Genomic DNA, 20120 nt, shown 5'->3' with positions numbered 1-20120 from the left:
TAGTCTGTCTTCCATAGCAATAACTTCATGCCTTTCTCCGATTTCACTAATCCTTACCAAAATCCGGCTAACATACCACAGAACTATCGCCAGCATATAAATCTACAGAAGTTATTTAAAGCTGATGGTTCTTATGTGCGTCCAGCAGAAGATCCTGTGATGATGTGGGCGCTTCAGATTTTAGTAGAAGAGTACGGTGTTCCACTAGAAGCAATGGAACTAGAACTAAATGCAGATTTTGCCGAGGGAACTTATCAAGGCGGACGACGCTATCAAGGACGGGCAGACGTTGTAGTTTATGATGACCGTTATGCTGATTCTGTAGGTAATTTGGATGTAGCCTTTATTATGGTGGAGGCTATGGAACCAAGTAAAAAAGTTGGCGGGACTGAGGGGGAAGGTTGGGTTGATCATCTTAACCGACTCAATGCTTACATGAGAGTAAATATCAAGCAGTGCGTTTTGTGTCGGGGTAAAATCCCCGCTACAAAACGTAATTGCAAATTGTTTTTAGCTTGTTTGCAATCGTTTGGGTAACTCTGTTTCAATCTCTTCTGCTGATATTTTTACTCGTCCTGGAACTGCCCGTAACATATCTACATATTTGTGAAAGGCTTCAATATCTTGAGGGTTACGGCGTACATATACTAGTAGTTCTTGGCGCGTCATTCCTTCAAAATGTGATTCCGTCATACGTTAATCCCCCATCAATGTCGATTTCTATTTCTATTGTCTCTTCAACAATAATGTAGATGCAACGTGTTCGTTCATCTAACCGAGTCATGTTAATTGCTTTTAACAGATTGCTAGTTTGTACGCATACTCGGTATAGCGATTTAAGTTGAGCTATTGTTGGTTCCATTATTCCTTCAATTTTTAGTCTGAATCAAAAACCACATTATATGAGTCACATTTGCGGAATGTGAGTTTAATTGCTGACTATTAGTCAAAAAAAAGGAGTCCAAATCAGGCTCCTAAGTGAAAGGGCAGTTATAAACCGCATCTACACAGGCAAAACCCGCCTGCGCGGGTTAAAAAATTTTAATTTTATCCTACGGAGTGGGCTTTGTTTGTGTAGCCGCGAATTCTATTCGCCCTGGCTATAAAAATCAGGTAACACCAAAGACAACTACTAAGCCCAAGACCGCCCCAAACACAATCAAGGCATAGAATTGAGCGCGACCGTTTTCTAGATACTTCAAACCTTCACCGCTAACAAGGGTGAAAAAGCCTGTGAGGTTAACAGCACCATCTACAACACGGAAGTCAACTTCCATAACTTGTCTAGCTACGCGACGCAAGCCGAGGACAAAAACCCGATGGTAAATGTCATCAAAGTACCACTTGTTGAGGGATAACTCGTAAAGTGGTTGGATTTTAGCAGCGATCGCAGCCGGGTCAATCTGACGGCGCAAATACATCAGTGAAGCTAAGGTAATCGCAACCAAGGAAATTCCCACTGAGGCACCCGCCATAATGTAGAATTCCGTCGGATTGAACTCGGAAGCTTTTTCTATAACTTCGGTGAGAGTTTCGCTAGGAGGAAAGATAAACTCTTCAAAATAATTGGCGTAGGGAGTTCCCACCAAACCAATGAAAATCGAAGGTACAGCCAAAAATACTAATGGCAGAGTCATTGTCCACGGCGATTCGTGGGGGGAGTCGCTGTGATGCCCGTGGGAGTCATGAGAGTCATGGGAGTCATGGTGTTCAGTGGCAGCCAATTCTCCTTTTTTCATTGCCCCAGGCCCAAAATTCGGGGCTAGTTCTTCTGACTCTAACTCTAGAACAATTGTGGCTGCCTTCTTGAGTTTTTCCTTGATTTTCTCATCAGTACCCCGGAATTTGCCTTCAAATGTCGAGAAATACATTCTAAACATATAAAAAGCAGTAATACCAGCAGTTAGCCAGCCGATAAACCAAAGAAGTGGGTTAGCCTCAAAAGCCTTCCCCAAAATTTCATCTTTTGACCAGAAACCAGCAAAGGGTGGGATACCAGAAATTGCCAAGCAACCAATCAAAAAGGTAGTTGCTGTGACAGGCATATACTTTCGCAGTCCACCCATCAAGCGCATATCTTGAGCTAAGGCAGGGTCGTGTCCAACGACACCTTCCATACCATGAATTACTGAACCTGAACCCAAGAACAGCATCGCCTTGAAATAGGCATGGGTCATCAGGTGGAATAGTCCCGCACTGTAGGAACCTATTCCCATTGCCATCACCATGTAACCGAGTTGGGAAATGGTGGAGTAAGCCAAGCCCTTTTTGATGTCGTTTTGGGTAATGGCAATGGTTGCCCCCAAAAACGCCGTAAACGCCCCAGTAAAGGCAATGACATTCATTGCGGCTGGAACATCTTCAAATACTGGGTACATCCGGGCAATCAGGAAAACACCCGCCGCCACCATCGTTGCTGCGTGAATCAAGGCAGAAATGGGGGTGGGGCCTTCCATCGCATCTGGTAGCCAGACATGGAGGGGGAATTGGGCTGATTTCGCCACTGGCCCTAAGAAAACTAAAATCGCAAACAGGACAGCGAGAAAATTGCTGATCGAACCTGATTCTACGAGTTGGGCGAGGCGATCGCCCATGATATTAAAATCAAAGCTTCCTGTTGCCCAGAACAGCCCTAAAATACCGAGTAATAGACCAAAGTCGCCTACGCGGTTGGTAACAAATGCTTTTTGCGCGGCATCAGCTGCTGACTTGCGATCATACCAAAAGCCGACCAGCAAGTAAGAACACATCCCCACAAGTTCCCAGAAGATATAAATCTGTACTAAGTTGGGGCTGACTACCAGACCTAACATTGAGGAGCCAAACAAACTGAGATAGGCGTAAAACCTCACGTAACCGGGATCGTGAGCCATGTAGCCATCGGTGTAAACCATGACTAACAACGCTACCGTTGTGACAATCACCAGCATTAGGGCTGTCAGGTGGTCAATAGTGTAGCCCATGCTCAGATGAAAATTACCTGCTGCCGCCCACTCAAACGTGCGGATATAAGTCGCGTGTCCTTGAATTTGACTCCATAGCAAGGCAAACGACAGCCCCATAGCTGCTGCCATCATGGAGATAATCACCACAGCGTTAAGCTGCCGTAGGCGGTTTGTCACCTGATTCAACGAGATTAACCCTAGACCGACCAGCATCGCCCCAAAAAGAGGGAACACCGGAATCAGCCAGGCATACTGATAGATTACTTCCATCACTGACGCCTACTTTTAGAATTCTTGATTAGCGTGTCGAAACTGTTAATAATTGTGACACACACCCTTTAGGATAAAATAACCCACCCAAGGCTGATTGGGTGGGGTATTAAGCATGGTTTTAGATTTGGTCATTAGTTATTGGTCATTGGTCATTAGTCATTAGTCCAATGCCCCATGACGCCAGTTGCTTCAAGTCGGGCATTGCCCGCCCAACGCACTGGCTCCCCCATGCCTTATACCCAATATCCATTAGGCTAATCGATACTCTAAGTCCGCTGTTTTTGAACTTTTGTAGATTTTGGGGTAATTGCTGTAGCTGGCTTTAATCTCTTCTAAAGCTAGACGTAAATCTTCCCTGCTACGAAAGCATTCCAAGCGATGGCGAATAGTGCCATTTTCAATCAATAGTAAAGTGGGTAGTGATTTTAGCCTATAGGTAGTAGACAATTTAAAATTTTGATCGGCGTTAACCCCGACTAATTTAATTTCATCCCCGCACTGGGCTTGAAATTGCAACAATAGTGGGTGAATAACTCGACACAAGCCACACCAAGGTGCTTCAAAGTTAACTAAAACAGGAATAGGAGATTTTAAAACTTCTTCAGTAAATGTCCGCTCACTAACCGACAACACCATGACGCCTCTTGGATTATAAGGTTTTTATTTTTATATCAAACTAGCTATCAGTACTGAATTGAGTAGTACCGAGTCCGAGTTCTGGTTGCTGAGTAGAAGTCCATAACTAAAGTTAGCGGATTGAATGAGGAACTCGTTTATTTTTCTTTTAGAGTTGAAAGCGGGGATTGGGACTAATTGCCAAGCTGTGAATACTAAGTTACTTGCTTTTACTCAGGACTCAGGACTCAGCTACTGCTTCAGAGGAGGATTGGCAAGTCACTAACTGCCGATAGATGCTTTCAGGACACAAATATTCAGGACACAGAATAATTGGCAAAAATTGAGCGTGTTAATGTGTCTCTGACAGAAAAGCCACCTTAGAAGCCGCGTTGGCTTTTTTGGATGTTAAACTCCTGATTGCCTGGCTGTCTGGGGATTTGACTGAATCTGTCACTTTCTTTCAACGAAAGGCAACTGACCAACAACTACCAATATAAAATCTTAAGCTGACTGAACGCACCCTCCATTGAATAGATGTTTGAATTTATCCTACATTGATTTGGAGCAATTGATAAGCTAAAATTTGCATCTATTTCGGATTTTCTGCTGACAGTGGGGATCGTCCAAAGTTACCATCCTATATTACTAGTTGCTTCCAGTAACAGAGGGTGTGACCACCAAAGCAAAGCTATAAAAATGGCAACTCCCAAATAGGCAGGGCGGATAAATTCCTGCCATTTGAGAGATTGACGCCCGTCAAGAATTGCTTTAAAGGGAATAATTGAAGTCCGCTGTTTGGCAATTTCAAAAGCTTCCCCATAACGATCGCTCAAACGACGATCCCCGTGCCAAACCCCAAACAAATGATGCAATACCAATCCAATGGAAGTCACAAGGGTAAAGGTAGTGCCCAGCCAGAGAGTATGGGCAACACACCAAATTATTTGTCCCACCATCTGGGGATGACGGGTAATCCGAATAATTCCTGTTTCGTAGAGATGAACTTGGGGCTTTTGAATAGCAGCAATTTCTAGTAGATTGAAGGTAGCAGGATATAAAAACAAAAACGAGATTGCTGACAGCAGCCAAACAAATTCTCGCACTCCTGGCACCCCTTGTACCTGCCAAATTTGCAAACCATCATAGCGGTGCCCAAAAAAGTAAATAATTAATATCACAGCCAACAGTAGGCTGACTAATGCAAAGAGAATGCGATAAAACCTTGGGCCAATGTATTTTTCTGCCCAAGGGCGTAAAGCAGCGCCTCCACTGTGAGCGATCGCAAAAACTATTTGTAACCCCAGTATGACAAAATGACTGGGTGTCAACCAAGAAATCAGCAGCATATACACAGGTGAAGTAATTTAAAGAAAACTGAATTCAGTACAACCAATACCACAAAGTATTCAAAAGGGGACTTTAGTCAAGATGTTGTGCTACTGTCTTTTTCGAGTCAAACCTTCAAGTTTAATATGCCAACAAATCATGTCCGGCTAATTGCTGCCAAACCGGATTTATTACGTGCATCTGCTCCTTTAAAAGTTTGTGGGTTGAGCCTTATGTCTGACCTTCCTTTCACTTTAGATCAGTTACGTATCCTGAAAGCGATCGCCCAAGAAGGAAGCTTCAAGCGTGCCGCTGATAGTCTTTACGTCTCTCAGCCTGCCGTCAGTTTGCAAGTTCAAAATCTCGAACGGCAACTCGATGTGCCCTTATTCGATCGTGGAGGACGACGCGCCCAATTAACCGAAGCTGGGCATTTACTCTTAAATTACGGTGAAAAAATCCTCAGTCTCTGTCAGGAAACTTGCCGCGCCATTGAAGATTTACAAAATCTCCAAGGTGGTACTTTAATTGTCGGTGCTTCTCAAACCACTGGCACTTATCTTTTGCCCAGAATGATCGGTATGTTCCGACAAAAATATCCAGATGTGGCAGTGCAATTACACGTCCACTCTACCCGACGGACTGCTTGGAGTGTCGCTAATGGACAAGTCGATCTGGCGATTATTGGTGGTGAAATTCCTGGTGAACTGTCAGAATCTTTAGACGTGATTCCTTACGCTGAGGACGAGCTAGCGCTGATCATACCTGTCTTTCATCCTTTTACCAAACTTGAAAAAATCCAGAAAGAAGACCTATATAAATTACAATTCATTGCTCTAGATTCCCAATCGACTATCCGCAAGGTAATTGACCAAGTGCTAGCACGCTGTGAAATCGATACCAGACGTTTTAAAGTTGAAATGGAATTGAATTCCATTGAAGCAATTAAAAATGCTGTGCAATCTGGTTTAGGAGCTGCCTTTGTTTCAACTAGTGCGATCGCTAAAGAGTTACAAATGGGCGTTCTGCACCGTACTCCCATTGAAGGCGTTGTCGTCAAACGGACGCTGTGGCTGATTTATAATCCCAATCGCTATAGATCCAAAGCCGCAGAAGCCTTTAGTCAAGAAATTTTGCCCCAGTTTGCCAACCCAGGATGGAATCAAGATGTCTTAAAATTAACACAAAAAAGTCTAGTGTTAACTACATTGGAGGTAGCAACACCCACCTCATCTAGCGAAGACTAAAATCAGGTTATTAGTCCCTTGTCATTTGGACTTTGTTTTTTGTAAATGACCAAATAATTCGTAATGACGCTCCTCTATCGCTAACTTAATTCGTAATTATTAACCCATTGTGTTCGTACAGGGTGCTGTAGGCAAACCAAGGGTTTGACATCAGGAAAAAAGTTTCCTGTTCCTCATTAACAAATTTAGTTACTCTGTAACCGGAACTAATTACGAATTACGTAGCTTGCTTCTTGCCATTCGCGTAGCATCTCGTAGAGAAGGTGAGTATTATCAATTGCGAATTATTTTGACTAATCACGAAAATGGAAGTTTACTGCACTCGTCCACGTTGTCCACGCCCACAAAACTATTTTGCCGATTTAGATGATGTTACGACACTGAAAACAACCCAGCAAAAATATTGCACTACCTGTGGTATGCCATTAATGCTAGATGGTCGATACGTACCAACAAAACTACTGGGAAGGGGCGGATTTGGAGCCGCATTTTTGGCACGCGATCGCCGAATACCAGGAATGCGTCAATGCGTGGTTAAGCAGTTTCAACCATCGGGAAATTTAACCTTAACTCAACTGCAACAAGCGCAGTTAATGTTTGAAAGAGAAGCAGAAGTTTTAGCACAACTTGGTAACGATCATGAGCAAATTCCTGACTTGTTTGCTTTCTTTCCAGTAATAGTTAATAGCTTGCAACCAGGAGAGGAAGACCAATTTTTTTACTTGGTACAAGAATACATTGATGGGCAAACTTTAGAGGAAGAATTAATCCAACAGGGCAAATTTTCTGAACAGCAAGTGTTAGAGATATTGCAAGGAATTCTACGGGTTCTAGAGTTTGTTCATGACAGAGGCATTATCCACAGAGACATCAAACCTTCAAACATTATGCGTCGTCGTGATGGTAAACTTTTTTTACTAGACTTTGGCGCCGTCAAGCAAGTAACAAATGCTGCACTTGGTTCTGCTGCTTCTTCCACAGGAATTTATTCTATGGGATTTGCACCGCCTGAGCAAATGGCTGGAGGCCAAGTATTTCCATCTACAGATTTATACGCTTTAGCTGTAACTCTGATTACCTTGTTAACAAATAAGGAAGCAATTCAACTATTTGATGTTTATAATAACCAGTGGAAATGGCGAACCCAAGTAAGTATCAACCCTCACCTTGCTGACATTTTAGACAAGATGCTGCTACCTGCGGCTAATCAGCGCTTCCAGTCAGCCCAGGAAGTTCTACGCGCACTTAACTCACAAGCGGCTCAAGCCCCTACACAACTTAATTCGCCCTCTGCAACCCTCCCGCCACAACCACCCCAAGGTTCTAGCCCTGTTGTTCCCCGTCGTCCACCAACTCAGCCAGCGTTTTCGACATTGGAATTATTGGGTGGGGCGGCATTTAGTGGATTTGAGGGTGCATTGATCGCGATCGCCCTCTTCAGTCTAGTCAAATCACCAATAGTTACTTTGATTACTTCCGCCCTGATCTTAGGTATACTTATTTTTGCCCAAACTCGGCGATGGATTGAAAAGTTCGATTTATTAATTATTCCCACAATTACTTTTGCAATTATTTTTTTTCTCCCCTTTTTACGGGGAGGTCTTGACCTTCCGTCAGTGGTGATTTTAGCAGTTGGAGCAGGCTTAGTAGCTATTTCATTGACAGCTGTATTTCGACTTATTTATAAATTACTATCTTTCTTACTTTAAAAAATTTCTGGTACTAACAGCTACATAAAGATCTCAGACACACGAAACACTTAGTCTTTTTTTTAGCCGTTGTCATCACTATTGGTTTAATCTTTGGTGGTCTGTGGTTTCTTGTATTAAACGGAACTGGCAACAAGTGGGTGGAGCCAAATACCCGCAATTTATTTGTAATTGTTAAACAGAATGGTCAAAGAGACCAGTAAGCTAGTGAAGCTTGTGCAAATTGGCTGTTGACACCTCAGGGTCAAAAACTGAGCGAAAAAACTGGATTTGTTAGAATTAAATGATAAAAATGCTTAAGTTTAGCCAAATAATTAAAATAATAAATATTTTTTCTTTATTTAAATTTGTTCATGTCACAAAAGAATGAAACCGCAATTTTAGCCTTGGCCCTGCTGCTGACAGTTGGTATAGTTGGCGGTAGTTTTTGGTGGTTTAGTAACAATGGGGTCAAAATTGGTAATAACATCATTCCAAATCAAGAACCAGGCAACAATTCATCTTTACAAGACCGCATTAGTTTTGGAGAAAAATTTTTTACTCCGGGTGACATTTCTCCTGTGAAAAAAGAAGGAGTACAGGCGCTCGCAGCTAAAAATTACGATCAAGCGATCGCCAATTTCATAGCTGCCCTAAAACTCAACCGTAACGATCCAGAAGCATTAATTTTTCTTAACAATGCCCGCATCGGTTCTTCCAAAAGCTACACCATTATGGCTTCTGTACCATTTGGCACTAACCCCAACGTTTCTTTAGAAATTTTACGTGGGATAGCCCAAGCTCAAAATCAAGTCAATAGCTCTGGAGGAGTCAAGGGAGTACCGTTGAGGGTAGGAATAGCTAATGACGACGATAATCCAGAAATATCCAAGCAAATTGCTTCTACCCTAGTCAGCAATTCCGAAGTATTGGGTGTAGTTGGGCCGAATACCAGCGATTCTACCTTAGCCGCAGGTGCTATCTATACTTCGGGACAACTTGTAGCCATATCTCCCACCAGTACATCTGTCAAAATTTCTAACTTTAGCCACTACGTTTTTCGTACAGTTCCCAGTGATTTTATGGCTGCGAGAACTTTAGCTAACTATATGGTGAGAACCTTGCAGAAAAAAAATGCAGTGGTTTTCTTTAATTCTCAGAGTAACTATAGCCAGTCTTTAAAGTCGGAGTTTGTCTCATCTGTTTCTCTAGAGGGTGGACAAGTAGCCAGCGAATTTGACTTATCCAAGGCGGATTTTAGTGCGGCTAAAAGCGTAGAACAAGCAACGAAGCAAGGTGCAGAAGTGTTGATGTTAGCTGCTAATACTGAAACTTTGGATAAAGCGCTGCAAGTAGTTCAAATTAACCAGAAAAAGTTAATTCTGCTGGGGGGAGATGATGTTTACATCGCTAAAACTTTGGAAATTGGCAGAGAACAAGCTGTAGGAATGGTATTAGCAGTTCCCTGGCATATTGATAGCAATCCGAAGTCAGATTTTCCCCAGAAATCGCGGCAGTTATGGGGCGCTGATGTGAGTTGGCGAAGTGCCCTCAGTTATGATGCCACTGTCGCTCTAATTGCGGCATTAAAACGCAATCCCACGCGAGATGGAGTCCAACAAGCACTCTTGTCCTCTGACTTTTCTGCCACTGGCGCTTCTGGTACAATTCGATTTTTAGCATCAGGCGATCGCAATGCGCCAGTCCAACTTGTAAAAATCGTTCCTGGTTCTCGCTCTGGAACTGGTTATGACTTTGAACCAGTACGATAACAATTCAAAATTTAAAATTTAAAGACATTTTGCCTATGGCACGCTGTGGGAACAGAGCGGGATTTAAATCCGTCTGAAAATGATGCTACGTGTAAACATAGGTGGCTTAAACTCTTCAATTTCCGATAAACTTTGCTTTTTCTTAACTTGTCATTAATTTTCAGGTAACAAAATTTAGAAGTAGAGATTTTTAGTAACTGGTGAGGTGGGAGTAACTACCGAAGCTAAAAGGCTAATGGATAAGTGGTTTAATAGCTTGTCCTTTGTAGGGAAAATCAAGAATAATTTGATGCGATAGAAATTGTATTAAATTATGGATGCAGTCATTTTTGGATTTTTCTTTATACCTTCAAGCCTAGTACAGCACGGCGGAAATAAACATACCCTTCGGGTTCGGCAGTTCCTCATGGGGGGAACCCCCAAGACCGGACTGCCTCACCATTTCAAATGGCGCAAGAGCTTGGAACACAATTCTTTTGACTTCCACTTTGTGGTACTAGCCATAAGAATCTCTTCACTTTGGCATTATTTTCGGTGTGCAAAAAGCACACTTACATAAACTATGGGCAAAAATATTAAGACCCAACTTATGCTGAGTGCAACACCTCTAAAAAGGTTATCGCAAGCAACTGCCACCGCAGCAGTTGCTTTTGCTATGCTTACAGCTATTGGCACAGATCCTGCCCAAGCTGTCAATTTGAAAACATTTAATATTTCAGGAGATTTTGCTCCTGCGCCTCTTGATGGTTCAGTAGGGCTACCTGTGAGTTTAGCAAATGCCTCTTTTAATGGGACTTATACAGTAGATGTCGATCAATTACCCACTTCTAATTCTTTTGTTGATTTGACAAGTTGGACAGTCAATTTAGTCAAAGATAATACTGTTTTGCGAACATTATCCAATAGTTTAACTGGTAATACAGCTTACATTCAAGAGAACATACTTGCTTTTTCAGACGCAGGCTTATTAACAAAGCAAAACAATAACTTGTACAGTTTGGAACTGAATTTTGACAAAATTTTCACAGGTGCGGGTAGCACCAATGATGGAAAGTTTTTAGACAATAGTGACCTTGGAAGTGTCCAAAATTCAGGACTTACTGGCGTTACTTTCGCTCAAAGTGAGCCTGTCCCTGAACCTCAAAGCTTTGCCGGAACAGTAGTTGTTGCGACTATCGGTTTGTTGCTGAAAAGAAAGCAAAAAACTTAAATAGCAGCACAACTTTGCTTATCTTCAACGGTATTATTTGTTTCTAAATTTTGCAACCAATAAAGCACAGTGTAACCAAAACACCTATTCTAAATCAATCAAATGCTTGCGGTATATGAATACAAATTCTGAAATACGCATAGCAATATTAGCTAGATAGAAATTACTAAGGAGATGTGCTTTGAAAAGGTTTACGAAGTTCTATTTTGCTCTAACACTCTTGCTACTTCCGTCCTTCATTGTCCCGGTGATCGCAGAGGATTCTTCTTCACAGGAAGTTTCGCAACCAAAATCAACCGTTACGACTCAGCCAAATGCAACGCCAGACGTGGCGCGATACTTAAACGATCCAGGCAAGGAACCCCAGCTACCGCCGAAGTTACTCACAAGGCTGCTTCAGGAGCGGATCAAGTACGTCTTCGTAATTTTTAACGAGAACCATTCCTTCGACAACGAGTATGGCACATTGCCCGGTGTGAACGGAGTCTACTCAGATGGACAAAAGCCTCGTGACCCAAAGAATACGCCGGGCTTCACCCAGACCTACACGGATACTGACGGTGCAACCGTCACAGTTCAGCCATTCCGAATCGGATCTGAGCAGAATGCCAGTGCTGTTGACAGCGTTGATCACTCACACACCGGACTGGCAACTAAGCTCCACGTTGTGGACGGCAAGCCACAGATGGATCAGTTCGTCTACGACGAGTACACGCGGTTCGCGTCGAAAGGTGGAGCCGCCAACATTGCTGAGGGCAAGCAGTTCGCGCGTCTTGTCATGTCGCATATCGACTGCGATACCATTCCGTTCTTCTGGAAGTGGGCTAGTCGCTTCACGGTTTTTGACAATATTTTTGCAACTGAAGACACGCCCTCAACCCCGAATGCAGTGGCGATGATCGCGGGGCAAGCGGGTGAAACGCAATGGGTCAAGCACGGTGCAAGTGGCCAATCCTACACCGTAGGTAGCCACACTGGTACGACGCAGGGAGTACCCCTAGTCAACGATCCACAGCCCTTCTATGGCTCCCAGTTCGACACAACGACAGATAACAAGCAACCTGCTGGTACGAAAGAGAGCTACGCCGATGGCAACATTTCCTCCAACCTGACCTTCGCCAGTCTGCCACTCACCTTCCAGGGGCGCGATATTCGATGGGTTTTGGCTGGTAACAAAAATCCTTTATTCGACCTAGCCGACATCCAGCAGGATATTCCCTATATTCACAAACTCCAGACTGAGCCAGTCAATTGGCGCTGGTATCAAGAAGGCTACGATCTTGAACCGACCGATACCAACGGCATTGCTTCCCACAATACCTATGTTACCCATCACAATGGCGCGCAGTATTTCGGCTATATTGCCAACACACCGGAGGTGAGCAAAAATCTTCGGGGGCTAAATGACTTTTTTAGCGACATAGCCAATAATTCACTGCCCAAAAGTGGCGTGTTCTACATTCGTGGCGGCTATACGAACCAGCAGGGTTTAAAGCCGCCGATCACCAACCCTAATACGCCCGCGGATGAAATCGCCGCAATTAATGCCGCGAAGTCAGGTGATGACGACCATCCGGGTTACGCCGATCGCCAACTCAGTGAGGGAATGGCGGCTAGAGCAATCAATGCGATCGCATCAAATCCAAAAATCTGGCAGCAGAGTGCCATCATCATTACCTACGACGAGTCCGATGGCTTCTACGACCATGTACCACCAAGAATCTTGTCCTATGGCCCTGATGGGCTGCCGCTCTCTCGTGGTGTCCGTGTGCCACTGATCCTCATCTCACCCTATGCCCGGACGCACGCCGTCTCGCACGTCGAGGGCGACCATAATTCGGTGATCGAGACGATCAACACGATCTTCGGTTTACCAGCTCTTGCCAGCCTACCCGATGAGGCACAGGCGCTCGCTGCTGGCAATTCTCCAGAGTTCAACAAATTTGGACCGCCAGGATTCCAGCAGAAGTATCTCGGCCCACGGGACATCAATTCGCCGATCACCGACAGCTTGCTGTCGGGCTTTGATCCCAAGCGCCTACTAGGCATATCGCCACCACTGCCAGCCTCCTTTGCGAAGATTCCAGATAGTGTTGTGAACACATTACCGCACTACGGCGGTGAAGGCTGTCGGGCGATCGGAATCACACCGGAGGACAAGCGCCAGGGGATAGTCAACAACATCCCCAAGGGTTTCAACCCGCTACCAAGCACTTATCCAGCCGCTAACCCTTAAAAACACAGACGGATGGGGCACACGCCATCCACCTTTCAACCCAAGATACCTTTTGATCGCGCCGAGGACTGGGTATTAAAGAAGAAAATATGAGTATGAGTAAGATTTGCTTAGGGTCTAAATTCCCATTCAAATCTTCCCAGTCCCCAATTCATATCGTCGTTTTTCGATATTTCTTGAGGAGAATTCATGCGTTTTGTGTTAGTCTTCCTGACTCTGTTTGGTTTCTGCTGCTCGATTTCCGACGCTCAGGCGGGTTCTGTTATCAAACGTGTAAAGGAACGCAATGTGGTTCGCTGTGGCAGCGTTGAGCGGACGGGTCTGGCAACTGAAGCCGAGACAGGTGGTTGGAGTGGTCTCAACGTTGATATCTGCCGTGCGATTGCTGCCGCCGTGCTGGGATCTTCTGACCGTATCGAATATCATGAGTATGAGACCCCGAAGGACTTCGATGCGGTGCGTAACCAGCAGGATGACGTATACTTCCTTACAGGATCGGAAATTGAGGAGCAAAAATTAGCAGGGAAATTGCTACCTGGCCCGACTATCTTCGTAGAATCCAACGCGGTAATGGTGGCATCCACCTCGGCTGCACACCACGTCAGCGACCTGGCCGGAGAAAGTATCTGCTTCATGATTGGCAGTTCGGTTGAGCGGAGCCTCACGGCTTACTTGGGTGCGCTCCACAAAAACTGGTTCCGTCGGCCGTTCTCTGAAGATGGGGAGATGATCGATACATACAACGTACAAAATTGCCACGCTATTGCTGGTGAGATTACGACCCTCGCCAAGATCCGCCTCGACCCTGGGGTAAACCGATTATCGAGCCGCATCCTTCCAGAGCCGCTGACGACCTTTCCGGTGATCGCCGCGACCGGAACCGAGGATGCCCAGTGGTCAGCGATCGTCGCTTGGACAGTACATACATTAATCAACGCACAGAGAACAGAAACACGCTGGTATGCGGGCGGTGCTGGGACGATGCCGATTTCCGCACCAGATTTGGGTCTTGATCAGGAGTGGCAGCGCCGCGTTCTTGGATCTGTAGGCAACTACGGCAACATCTTTGATCGCCATCTGGGGAAAGGCTCGCTACTCAAGCTTGATCGCGGATTAAATGCAAACTATTTTCAGGGAGGACTTCTTCTGAGTCCATTCCTTGAGTAATTTCTATCAAGTATAGAGGTGTGAGAATTTGTGATTGAAACAGGCAGGAAAAGCTTTTTCAACAGGGGATTCAACCCCTACTTAGAAAGAAGCCACTGACCGAGAATTCAGTGGGTGTCTTAAAGCTTTGCTTTCAAGGCGTCGTAGCAGAAAACAGAACGAAGCCGCTTTGCCTTTGGGGCAGTTTCCCTCGTGCCTCCTGACTTGAAAATGCTTCTTCGATAAGTATCTATATAGATAAATCTCGGTTGCTATTTTCATACTTGGTGATGAAATTTTTTCATGGGATTGCCTTTCTGGATAAAACACCTGTCCTCCAAATACAATCTCAAGTAGCAAGCACTTATCAAGTCAAGCACTTATATTGAATGGACGCGCGGGTAATTATACTATGTCCCAAAAAAATGAAACAACTATTCTTGTATTATCCATCCTAATCACTGTCGGGCTAATAGCTGGCGGTTTTTGGTGGTTTACTAGAAAGTCTGGTGTTGATCTAAATACAATTAATTCTGGTAGCACCAACACGCCCCAAACTGGATCGGAACAACCTAGTGGCAATACTTTCACTTCAGTAAAGGATGTTCCTACAGGATTATTCAATTACGGTGGCAGTACATCTTGGGCACCGATTCGACTAGTAGTTGATCCAGTAATTCAAGCCGCGCGGCCAGAGTTACGGCTGCGCTATGTAGAACCCAGCAATGCATCTCCTGGTTCTGGTACTGGCATTCAGTCCTTGATAGATGGTCAACTAGCGTTTGCCCAGTCCTCCCGACCAGTTCTAGATCAAGAATTAAGCCGTGCCCAACAGCGTGGGTTCAGTTTGAAACAAATTCCTGTGGCAATTGATGGTTTAGCGGTTGCAGTTAACCCCAACCTGAATATCCCTGGACTAACGGTAGAACAGTTAAAGTCAATTTATACAGGCAAAATCAATAATTGGAGCCAGGTGGGCGGTTCCAATATCCCGATAAAGCCCTATTCTCGCCGCATTGCTGATGGCGGTACTGTCGAACTTTTTGTCCAAGACATCTTGGGTGGTCAAGCTTTCAGCTCCAATGTAGAATTTATCTCCACAACCACCCAAGCCTTGCAAAAATTGGCTGGTAGTCCTGGTAGCATTTACTACGCTTCTGCCCCAGAGGTGATTCCTCAATGCTCAATCAAAGCCTTGCCGTTGGGGCGCACGCAAGGGCAATACATTGCTCCATACCAAGAACCTTCTGTCCTCTCGTCTGAATGTCCTGGTAAACGGAACAAGTTGAACATTGAGGCTTTCCAATCAGGAAAATACCCGATTACCCGCAATCTGTTTGTGGTGGTCAAACAGAATGGTCAGACTGAGCAGCAAGCAGGTGTCGCTTACGCCAACTTACTGCTGACTGAGCAGGGACAGGAACTGATTAGTCAAGCTGGGTTTGTCAAAATTCGCTGACTTTTGCGATCGCTGTGGCGGGGTATAGCCCATCACACTCAAGACAGAGTGGCGGAAATCGCCGCTCTGAACTGTACCTTAACCAGCTCTATTAATCGACTCTGCTGGCAAGCATATTAAATTATCCCCTTGAGTCAGGATTAAACCACGTTGACGCAGCTTACCCATCAAGCGGGTGACGGTGACACGAGTCGAACCAATCGCGCTACCAATTTGGGCATGAGTGAGGGGGAAGGGCAGACAATAACCGCGAATCACATCAGGATCAGTGTCGCTCATTGCTGGCTCTCCATATTCCTCAATTAACAACGTGAGAAATCCTAAGAGTCGGTCAATTGTACGGCGCTGTCCCAAGGCACTCAGCCACAGCAGCTTACGCTGGTGCTGATACCTAAAGGCATCCATAACTTCGCGACGGAAGTGAGGCCAATTGTCTAAATCATGCCAGTACATCCACAGCACCGCAGTTTGATCGACATGGGCGTAAGCCTGGAGTGTGAATGGTGATTGGGCAACAATTTCAAATGGCTGTCCCGCTCCCACAAAACCCAAGAACGCTTCTTCTGGGGTTCTGTTAATTCGTCGAGACGTTAGCTGACTGGCAGTCGCACTAACTTGGGCGGTTCCTACCATGCGGATCGCACCCCTTTGCACCAAATATAGCAATCCAGGCCGGGCTGGAATGCGCTCATCTTTGCTAAAGGTGCGGCAGCGATAGTGTTCTTGAGCCCAGTCAAGAATGCGTTGCCAAGTCAAAAAAGGCCGTGATGCCTCAGAAAAGGAGGATGGAGATTGCATAGGTAACAAAGAGCGTTCGGCTGAAGACAAAGACGTAAATAAAAGGGTGCAAGGAGTGTCTTTGTGTTGACGAGGCAGGCTTAACGCCTAACAGCGCCAGCCAATCCAAAGAATAGAAAGCAAATTACTCTCTACTCTTTTGTTATACTTCCTACTGTACAATGATGGTAGTAAAGTTTACTTACTATTCATCGATTATTCATCAAATTTTATCCTCTTCTCATTTTTCTTCATCTAAATTAAATTTATACCGCAAGATAGATGACAGAAATGTAGCGAATATATCTTACATGAATATTTAAATAATATTACGTGCATTATAAATTACCAGTTAGCAAATATACATCAATCAAACAGCTATTATATAGTTGTTTAATAAAATCAATAAGCATTGATACTTATAAGATAGAAAAAAGATGCATAAAAGACGAAAAAATTCCTCTATATAAAGGTAGAGATGATAATAGAGTTTTCTATACCTCAAGTGTGTCTCTGCGACTATCAAAATCTCAGAATCGAAAAGCGATGGAGCTTGCCAATGCGATCGCCTCAGATATATCAGGGATTTGTGGCGGCGTTTTTAGCATCCAAATAGTTCCCCCTGGTTGGATACATTTTGAATTAACTCACTCAACCTTAGCAAATTGGTTACAAAGTCTTGTAGTCGGGAGTTATGGGGAAGCAGGGGAGCAGAGGAGCAGAGGAGTAGAGGAGACAATTAATGCCCCATGCCTAATGCCCAATTCATTGTTTGCTGTTGAATACGCTCATGCACGCTGCTGTTCGCTAGTGCTGCTGGCTCATCGAGAGGGATTGATTAAACTTAGAGAACCAGTTCCAAATACTAGTCCAGCTTTTTGGGAGGTTATTTTTCCTAACCCCCTACCTTGGCTTAATTACGACGGAATACTGCGACTCGATCACCCAGATGAGCGTCGTCTAATTGGCGAATTAATACAAGTGGTAGACAACATAGAGTGTCCTGATGTTAGCGGTTCTGTGAAATGGGAAAAAGTAACGCTGAATTTGAGCCAAGCTTTTGAAAAGTTTTGGTCTAATTGCCGGATTTGGGGTGAGGTGAAAATTACGTCACCAGAACTAGCCCAAGCTAGACTCGGATTGCTTATGGCTACTCAGTCAGTATTAAAATTGGTTCTAGAGGAAAATCTGGGGGTTTTTGCGCCTTTGGAGTTATAAATTGGTAATGTCGCTTAGGCAAAAATAAAAACTTTTTATATTAGCTATTGACTCAATGCACCACCTCGGCTACATTAGCTCTTGTGTGAGGAGCGAACCAGCTAGGGCACCGAGACGAAACACGGCCAGTCGTCGGTGTCCTTTCTGATTTGTATGGGTTAGATTTGAAAAAATGCCTTCACTACAGCAAAAACTTTTTAATTGCTACTGCTGCCCCATCTTCCTCTACGCTAGGAGCTACCCACTTAGCGATCGCTTGCACTCCTGCTGGTGCGTTGCCCATAGCTACACCAAGTCCAACATACTCTAGCATTTCCACATCATTGAAGTTATCGCCAATTGCCATAACGTTGGCTAACTGTAATCCTAGCAATTCTTCGGCTAGGTAACGTACAGCAGTTCCCTTATTTACAGAGGCGTTAGTTGCTTCAAAAAAGGTAGCAACAGATGTTGTCATATAAAGTTCAGCGGGTGTGTATTGGCGGCGCAAATTTCCTAGTAGCTTGTCGATTACATCAATGTCATCAGACAAAGCAAGAATTTTTGTCGGTTCATTCGTTAAGGCTTGACGCAAATCACCTACAGGAATCGGGATAACACCAGAACGTTCTGCATAAATTTTGGTTTCTCTGGTTAACTCACGGACGTATAGCTGATCGTTGATGTAAAAGTGAACAGATAAAAGCGATCGCAACTCAGGCTGTTCAAAATAGTCTAGTAGCTGGTAGGCAATTTCCCTGGAAACAACCCAATGGCGATGAATTTTTTGGGTGATTGGGTCTTGAATCCAGGCTCCCTGATAGGCCATTAATGGTAGTGTAGAGCTGATGTCTTGGTGAAAACGCAAAGCTGAACAATACATTCTACCTGTAGCGATCGCCACTTTAATTCCTCGTGCTTGGGCTGCAAAGATTGCTTGCTTTACAGGTTCGCTAATAGTGTTAGAGTGTCCAGCGATCGTGCCATCTACATCCAAAACTAATAATTTAATGTCTTTTGCAGCAGCCTGATTGTCAGTAGATGCTTTCTGCATAATTTCCTAGATTTTAAGTTCCAGTAAGAGGTTAACAGGCTCTAGCGACCAGTGGGGAGTAGTAGAAAAAATTGGGTTCTCCAGTCAACTCAATTTCCCTACCGTGAGGATGCTGAGTCACACAATTTTATATTTTAGATTTTAGATTGACCCCAGTGAGCAATCCACTTGCTTTGAGAATTTTGGATTTACCTAGAAGTATTAAAAATTATGGCTTATAGGCACAACAAAAAACCCGATTTTTTCGAGAATCGGGTTTTTTAATTTAAATTAGATAGCCTGATCAATAGATAGAATGGAAAAACTTATCTATTCAAAAAAGTCTATGAATTGGACACCTTGATCCAACTTTTTTTGCGTTGTGACAATAGACAAAGCCCAGCAATTAAACCAACTCCAAGTGTGCTGGAAGGTTCAGGTACTGATTTCACCTCATCGTAGTCGTAAGTTACTGTGATACCTGCTTTGGCAAATGTATCAACATAGGAACTTATGTTACCCGATCCCGAAACTACTGAGCTAGCTATGGCTGAGAACAAAAAGTCTATGTTGCCATTACCAATGAAAGACTTCAAGAATTGGGTATTAGTGAAAGACTGAGTACCAGATTGTGTGGCAGTTAAATTAGAAACAATCTTTCCAGAGGTGCCACTATAATCAGTCTTGCCGTCATATTTTGCAACTTGATAACTGAAGCTATCTTTTGGATTAAGCGCAAACAGAGACTGATTATTTAGTTCTAAGCTGAGTTCGCTGGCAAGCTTTACTGTTACCGGAGTTGGGGTTTTACTCCTATTTTCAAACCCTGCATTAGCAAGTATGTCGCCAGTAAATCCTATCGTTACACCCTTGAGTATGCCTAGAGATGAGTCAAATTTTTGGATGCTCAGAGGTGCATCAGTGATATCTGTCAAATCGTAATCAAGGGAACTAGTGTAGGAGAGAGAAGCTGCATTAGCCGCGCCAGATGTTGCAATAATTCCTACCAAAGTTGTGGCAGCAGCTAGAGTGTTGAATAGTTTTGTTGTCATGATGGAAGATGCTTTTCTAAAACGAATCATTACAGGATTGGTAATTTATTTTTAACTTTAAAGTTTTGGTTATAGGCTTGATAAATACACGTAAACTTGTATAAAGCTTTTATGTTAAAATTCCTTCGATAAATATACCTT

At 44.0% G+C, this 20120-nt stretch carries 17 protein-coding genes; 9 read left to right on the top strand and 8 right to left on the bottom strand.

Annotation, left to right across the window (positions count from 1 at the left end):
- The first annotated feature begins 27 nt into the window (after nucleotides 1-27).
- Nucleotides 28-537: a hypothetical protein gene (locus tag V7K56_RS11745; protein ID WP_334910579.1), complete on the top strand. Its 510-nt coding sequence runs from the start codon at nucleotides 28-30 to the stop codon at nucleotides 535-537.
- On the opposite strand, the gene V7K56_RS11740 is transcribed toward V7K56_RS11745, so the two are convergent.
- The 5 genes from V7K56_RS11740 to V7K56_RS11725 form a co-directional block, all read right to left on the bottom strand.
- Nucleotides 511-693, bottom strand: coding sequence for a DUF6887 family protein (locus V7K56_RS11740; RefSeq protein WP_334910578.1), 183 nt, complete (start codon nucleotides 691-693; stop codon nucleotides 511-513). The genes V7K56_RS11745 and V7K56_RS11740 overlap by 27 nt on opposite strands.
- Nucleotides 674-862 (bottom strand): DUF6888 family protein, encoded by a 189-nt coding sequence (locus V7K56_RS37055; protein WP_442940007.1) that lies wholly within the window; start codon nucleotides 860-862, stop codon nucleotides 674-676. Before V7K56_RS37055 ends, V7K56_RS11740 begins: the two co-directional genes overlap by 20 nt.
- Nucleotides 863-1109: 247 nt before the next feature.
- Nucleotides 1110-3215 (bottom strand): NAD(P)H-quinone oxidoreductase subunit 5, encoded by a 2106-nt coding sequence (locus V7K56_RS11735; protein ID WP_334910576.1) that lies wholly within the window; start codon nucleotides 3213-3215, stop codon nucleotides 1110-1112.
- Nucleotides 3216-3467: 252 nt separating this feature from the next.
- The gene (locus V7K56_RS11730; protein ID WP_334910574.1) at nucleotides 3468-3854 is read right to left on the bottom strand and encodes a thioredoxin family protein; all 387 of its coding nucleotides are present in this window, start codon (nucleotides 3852-3854) and stop codon (nucleotides 3468-3470) included.
- 611 nt (nucleotides 3855-4465) lie between these two features.
- Nucleotides 4466-5182 carry an NnrU family protein gene (locus V7K56_RS11725; protein ID WP_334910572.1) on the bottom strand — a complete coding sequence of 239 codons (717 nt, stop codon included), beginning with the start codon at nucleotides 5180-5182 and terminating at the stop codon, nucleotides 4466-4468.
- 213 nt (nucleotides 5183-5395) lie between these two features.
- Between V7K56_RS11725 and V7K56_RS11720 the strand changes: the two genes are divergently transcribed.
- The 7 genes from V7K56_RS11720 (at nucleotide 5396) to V7K56_RS11690 (ending at nucleotide 15920) form a co-directional block, all read left to right on the top strand.
- A complete protein-coding gene (locus V7K56_RS11720) occupies nucleotides 5396-6409 on the top strand; it encodes a LysR family transcriptional regulator (protein WP_334910760.1) in 1014 nt (337 codons plus the stop codon).
- 305 nt (nucleotides 6410-6714) lie between these two features.
- Nucleotides 6715-8118 (top strand): protein kinase domain-containing protein, encoded by a 1404-nt coding sequence (locus V7K56_RS11715; protein WP_334910570.1) that lies wholly within the window; start codon nucleotides 6715-6717, stop codon nucleotides 8116-8118.
- A gap of 353 nt (nucleotides 8119-8471) precedes the next feature.
- On the top strand, nucleotides 8472-9869 hold the full coding sequence (locus V7K56_RS11710) for an ABC transporter substrate-binding protein (protein ID WP_334910569.1): 1398 nt from the start codon (nucleotides 8472-8474) through the stop codon (nucleotides 9867-9869).
- 589 nt (nucleotides 9870-10458) lie between these two features.
- Nucleotides 10459-11079 carry a PEP-CTERM sorting domain-containing protein gene (locus V7K56_RS11705; RefSeq protein ID WP_334910567.1) on the top strand — a complete coding sequence of 207 codons (621 nt, stop codon included), beginning with the start codon at nucleotides 10459-10461 and terminating at the stop codon, nucleotides 11077-11079.
- A gap of 181 nt (nucleotides 11080-11260) precedes the next feature.
- Entirely contained in the window at nucleotides 11261-13315 is a 2055-nt protein-coding gene (locus V7K56_RS11700; protein WP_334910565.1) for a phospholipase C, read from the top strand.
- Between the two features lie 189 nt (nucleotides 13316-13504).
- Entirely contained in the window at nucleotides 13505-14482 is a 978-nt protein-coding gene (locus tag V7K56_RS11695) for a hypothetical protein (RefSeq protein WP_334910563.1), read from the top strand.
- A gap of 391 nt (nucleotides 14483-14873) precedes the next feature.
- Nucleotides 14874-15920 (top strand): PstS family phosphate ABC transporter substrate-binding protein, encoded by a 1047-nt coding sequence (locus V7K56_RS11690; protein WP_334910554.1) that lies wholly within the window; start codon nucleotides 14874-14876, stop codon nucleotides 15918-15920.
- 78 nt (nucleotides 15921-15998) lie between these two features.
- On the opposite strand, the gene V7K56_RS11685 is transcribed toward V7K56_RS11690, so the two are convergent.
- Nucleotides 15999-16718 carry a Crp/Fnr family transcriptional regulator gene (locus V7K56_RS11685; protein WP_012412419.1) on the bottom strand — a complete coding sequence of 240 codons (720 nt, stop codon included), beginning with the start codon at nucleotides 16716-16718 and terminating at the stop codon, nucleotides 15999-16001.
- Between the two features lie 525 nt (nucleotides 16719-17243).
- Here V7K56_RS11685 and V7K56_RS11680 point away from each other — a divergent pair.
- Complete coding sequence (locus tag V7K56_RS11680; protein WP_334910552.1) at nucleotides 17244-17915, top strand: DALR anticodon-binding domain-containing protein; 672 nt, start codon at nucleotides 17244-17246, stop codon at nucleotides 17913-17915.
- A gap of 181 nt (nucleotides 17916-18096) precedes the next feature.
- Here the strand turns inward: V7K56_RS11680 and V7K56_RS11675 are convergent, their stop codons facing one another.
- Nucleotides 18097-18948, bottom strand: a complete 852-nt coding sequence (locus V7K56_RS11675) for a Cof-type HAD-IIB family hydrolase (RefSeq protein WP_334910550.1) — start codon at nucleotides 18946-18948, stop codon at nucleotides 18097-18099.
- Between the two features lie 323 nt (nucleotides 18949-19271).
- Nucleotides 19272-19979: a PEP-CTERM sorting domain-containing protein gene (locus tag V7K56_RS11670; RefSeq protein ID WP_334910548.1), complete on the bottom strand. Its 708-nt coding sequence runs from the start codon at nucleotides 19977-19979 to the stop codon at nucleotides 19272-19274.
- Nucleotides 19980-20120 lie beyond the last annotated feature (141 nt).

This window comes from Nostoc sp. (assembly GCF_036917535.1).
Taxonomy (GTDB): Bacteria; Cyanobacteriota; Cyanobacteriia; order Cyanobacteriales; family Nostocaceae; genus Nostoc.
Note: the sequence above shows the minus strand (reverse complement) of the source record. Positions and strands in the feature narration are given on the sequence as shown.

Coding starts and splice junctions, on each gene's coding strand:
- V7K56_RS11745 (WP_334910579.1), top strand. CDS start 28: ATGCCTTTCTCCGATTTCACTAATCCTTACCAAAATCCGGCTAACATA.
- V7K56_RS11740 (WP_334910578.1), bottom strand. CDS start 693: ATGACGGAATCACATTTTGAAGGAATGACGCGCCAAGAACTACTAGTA.
- V7K56_RS37055 (WP_442940007.1), bottom strand. CDS start 862: ATGGAACCAACAATAGCTCAACTTAAATCGCTATACCGAGTATGCGTA.
- V7K56_RS11735 (WP_334910576.1), bottom strand. CDS start 3,215: ATGGAAGTAATCTATCAGTATGCCTGGCTGATTCCGGTGTTCCCTCTT.
- V7K56_RS11730 (WP_334910574.1), bottom strand. CDS start 3,854: ATGGTGTTGTCGGTTAGTGAGCGGACATTTACTGAAGAAGTTTTAAAA.
- V7K56_RS11725 (WP_334910572.1), bottom strand. CDS start 5,182: ATGCTGCTGATTTCTTGGTTGACACCCAGTCATTTTGTCATACTGGGG.
- V7K56_RS11720 (WP_334910760.1), top strand. CDS start 5,396: ATGTCTGACCTTCCTTTCACTTTAGATCAGTTACGTATCCTGAAAGCG.
- V7K56_RS11715 (WP_334910570.1), top strand. CDS start 6,715: ATGGAAGTTTACTGCACTCGTCCACGTTGTCCACGCCCACAAAACTAT.
- V7K56_RS11710 (WP_334910569.1), top strand. CDS start 8,472: ATGTCACAAAAGAATGAAACCGCAATTTTAGCCTTGGCCCTGCTGCTG.
- V7K56_RS11705 (WP_334910567.1), top strand. CDS start 10,459: ATGCTGAGTGCAACACCTCTAAAAAGGTTATCGCAAGCAACTGCCACC.
- V7K56_RS11695 (WP_334910563.1), top strand. CDS start 13,505: ATGCGTTTTGTGTTAGTCTTCCTGACTCTGTTTGGTTTCTGCTGCTCG.
- V7K56_RS11690 (WP_334910554.1), top strand. CDS start 14,874: ATGTCCCAAAAAAATGAAACAACTATTCTTGTATTATCCATCCTAATC.
- V7K56_RS11685 (WP_012412419.1), bottom strand. CDS start 16,718: ATGCAATCTCCATCCTCCTTTTCTGAGGCATCACGGCCTTTTTTGACT.
- V7K56_RS11680 (WP_334910552.1), top strand. CDS start 17,244: ATGGAGCTTGCCAATGCGATCGCCTCAGATATATCAGGGATTTGTGGC.
- V7K56_RS11675 (WP_334910550.1), bottom strand. CDS start 18,948: ATGCAGAAAGCATCTACTGACAATCAGGCTGCTGCAAAAGACATTAAA.
- V7K56_RS11670 (WP_334910548.1), bottom strand. CDS start 19,979: ATGACAACAAAACTATTCAACACTCTAGCTGCTGCCACAACTTTGGTA.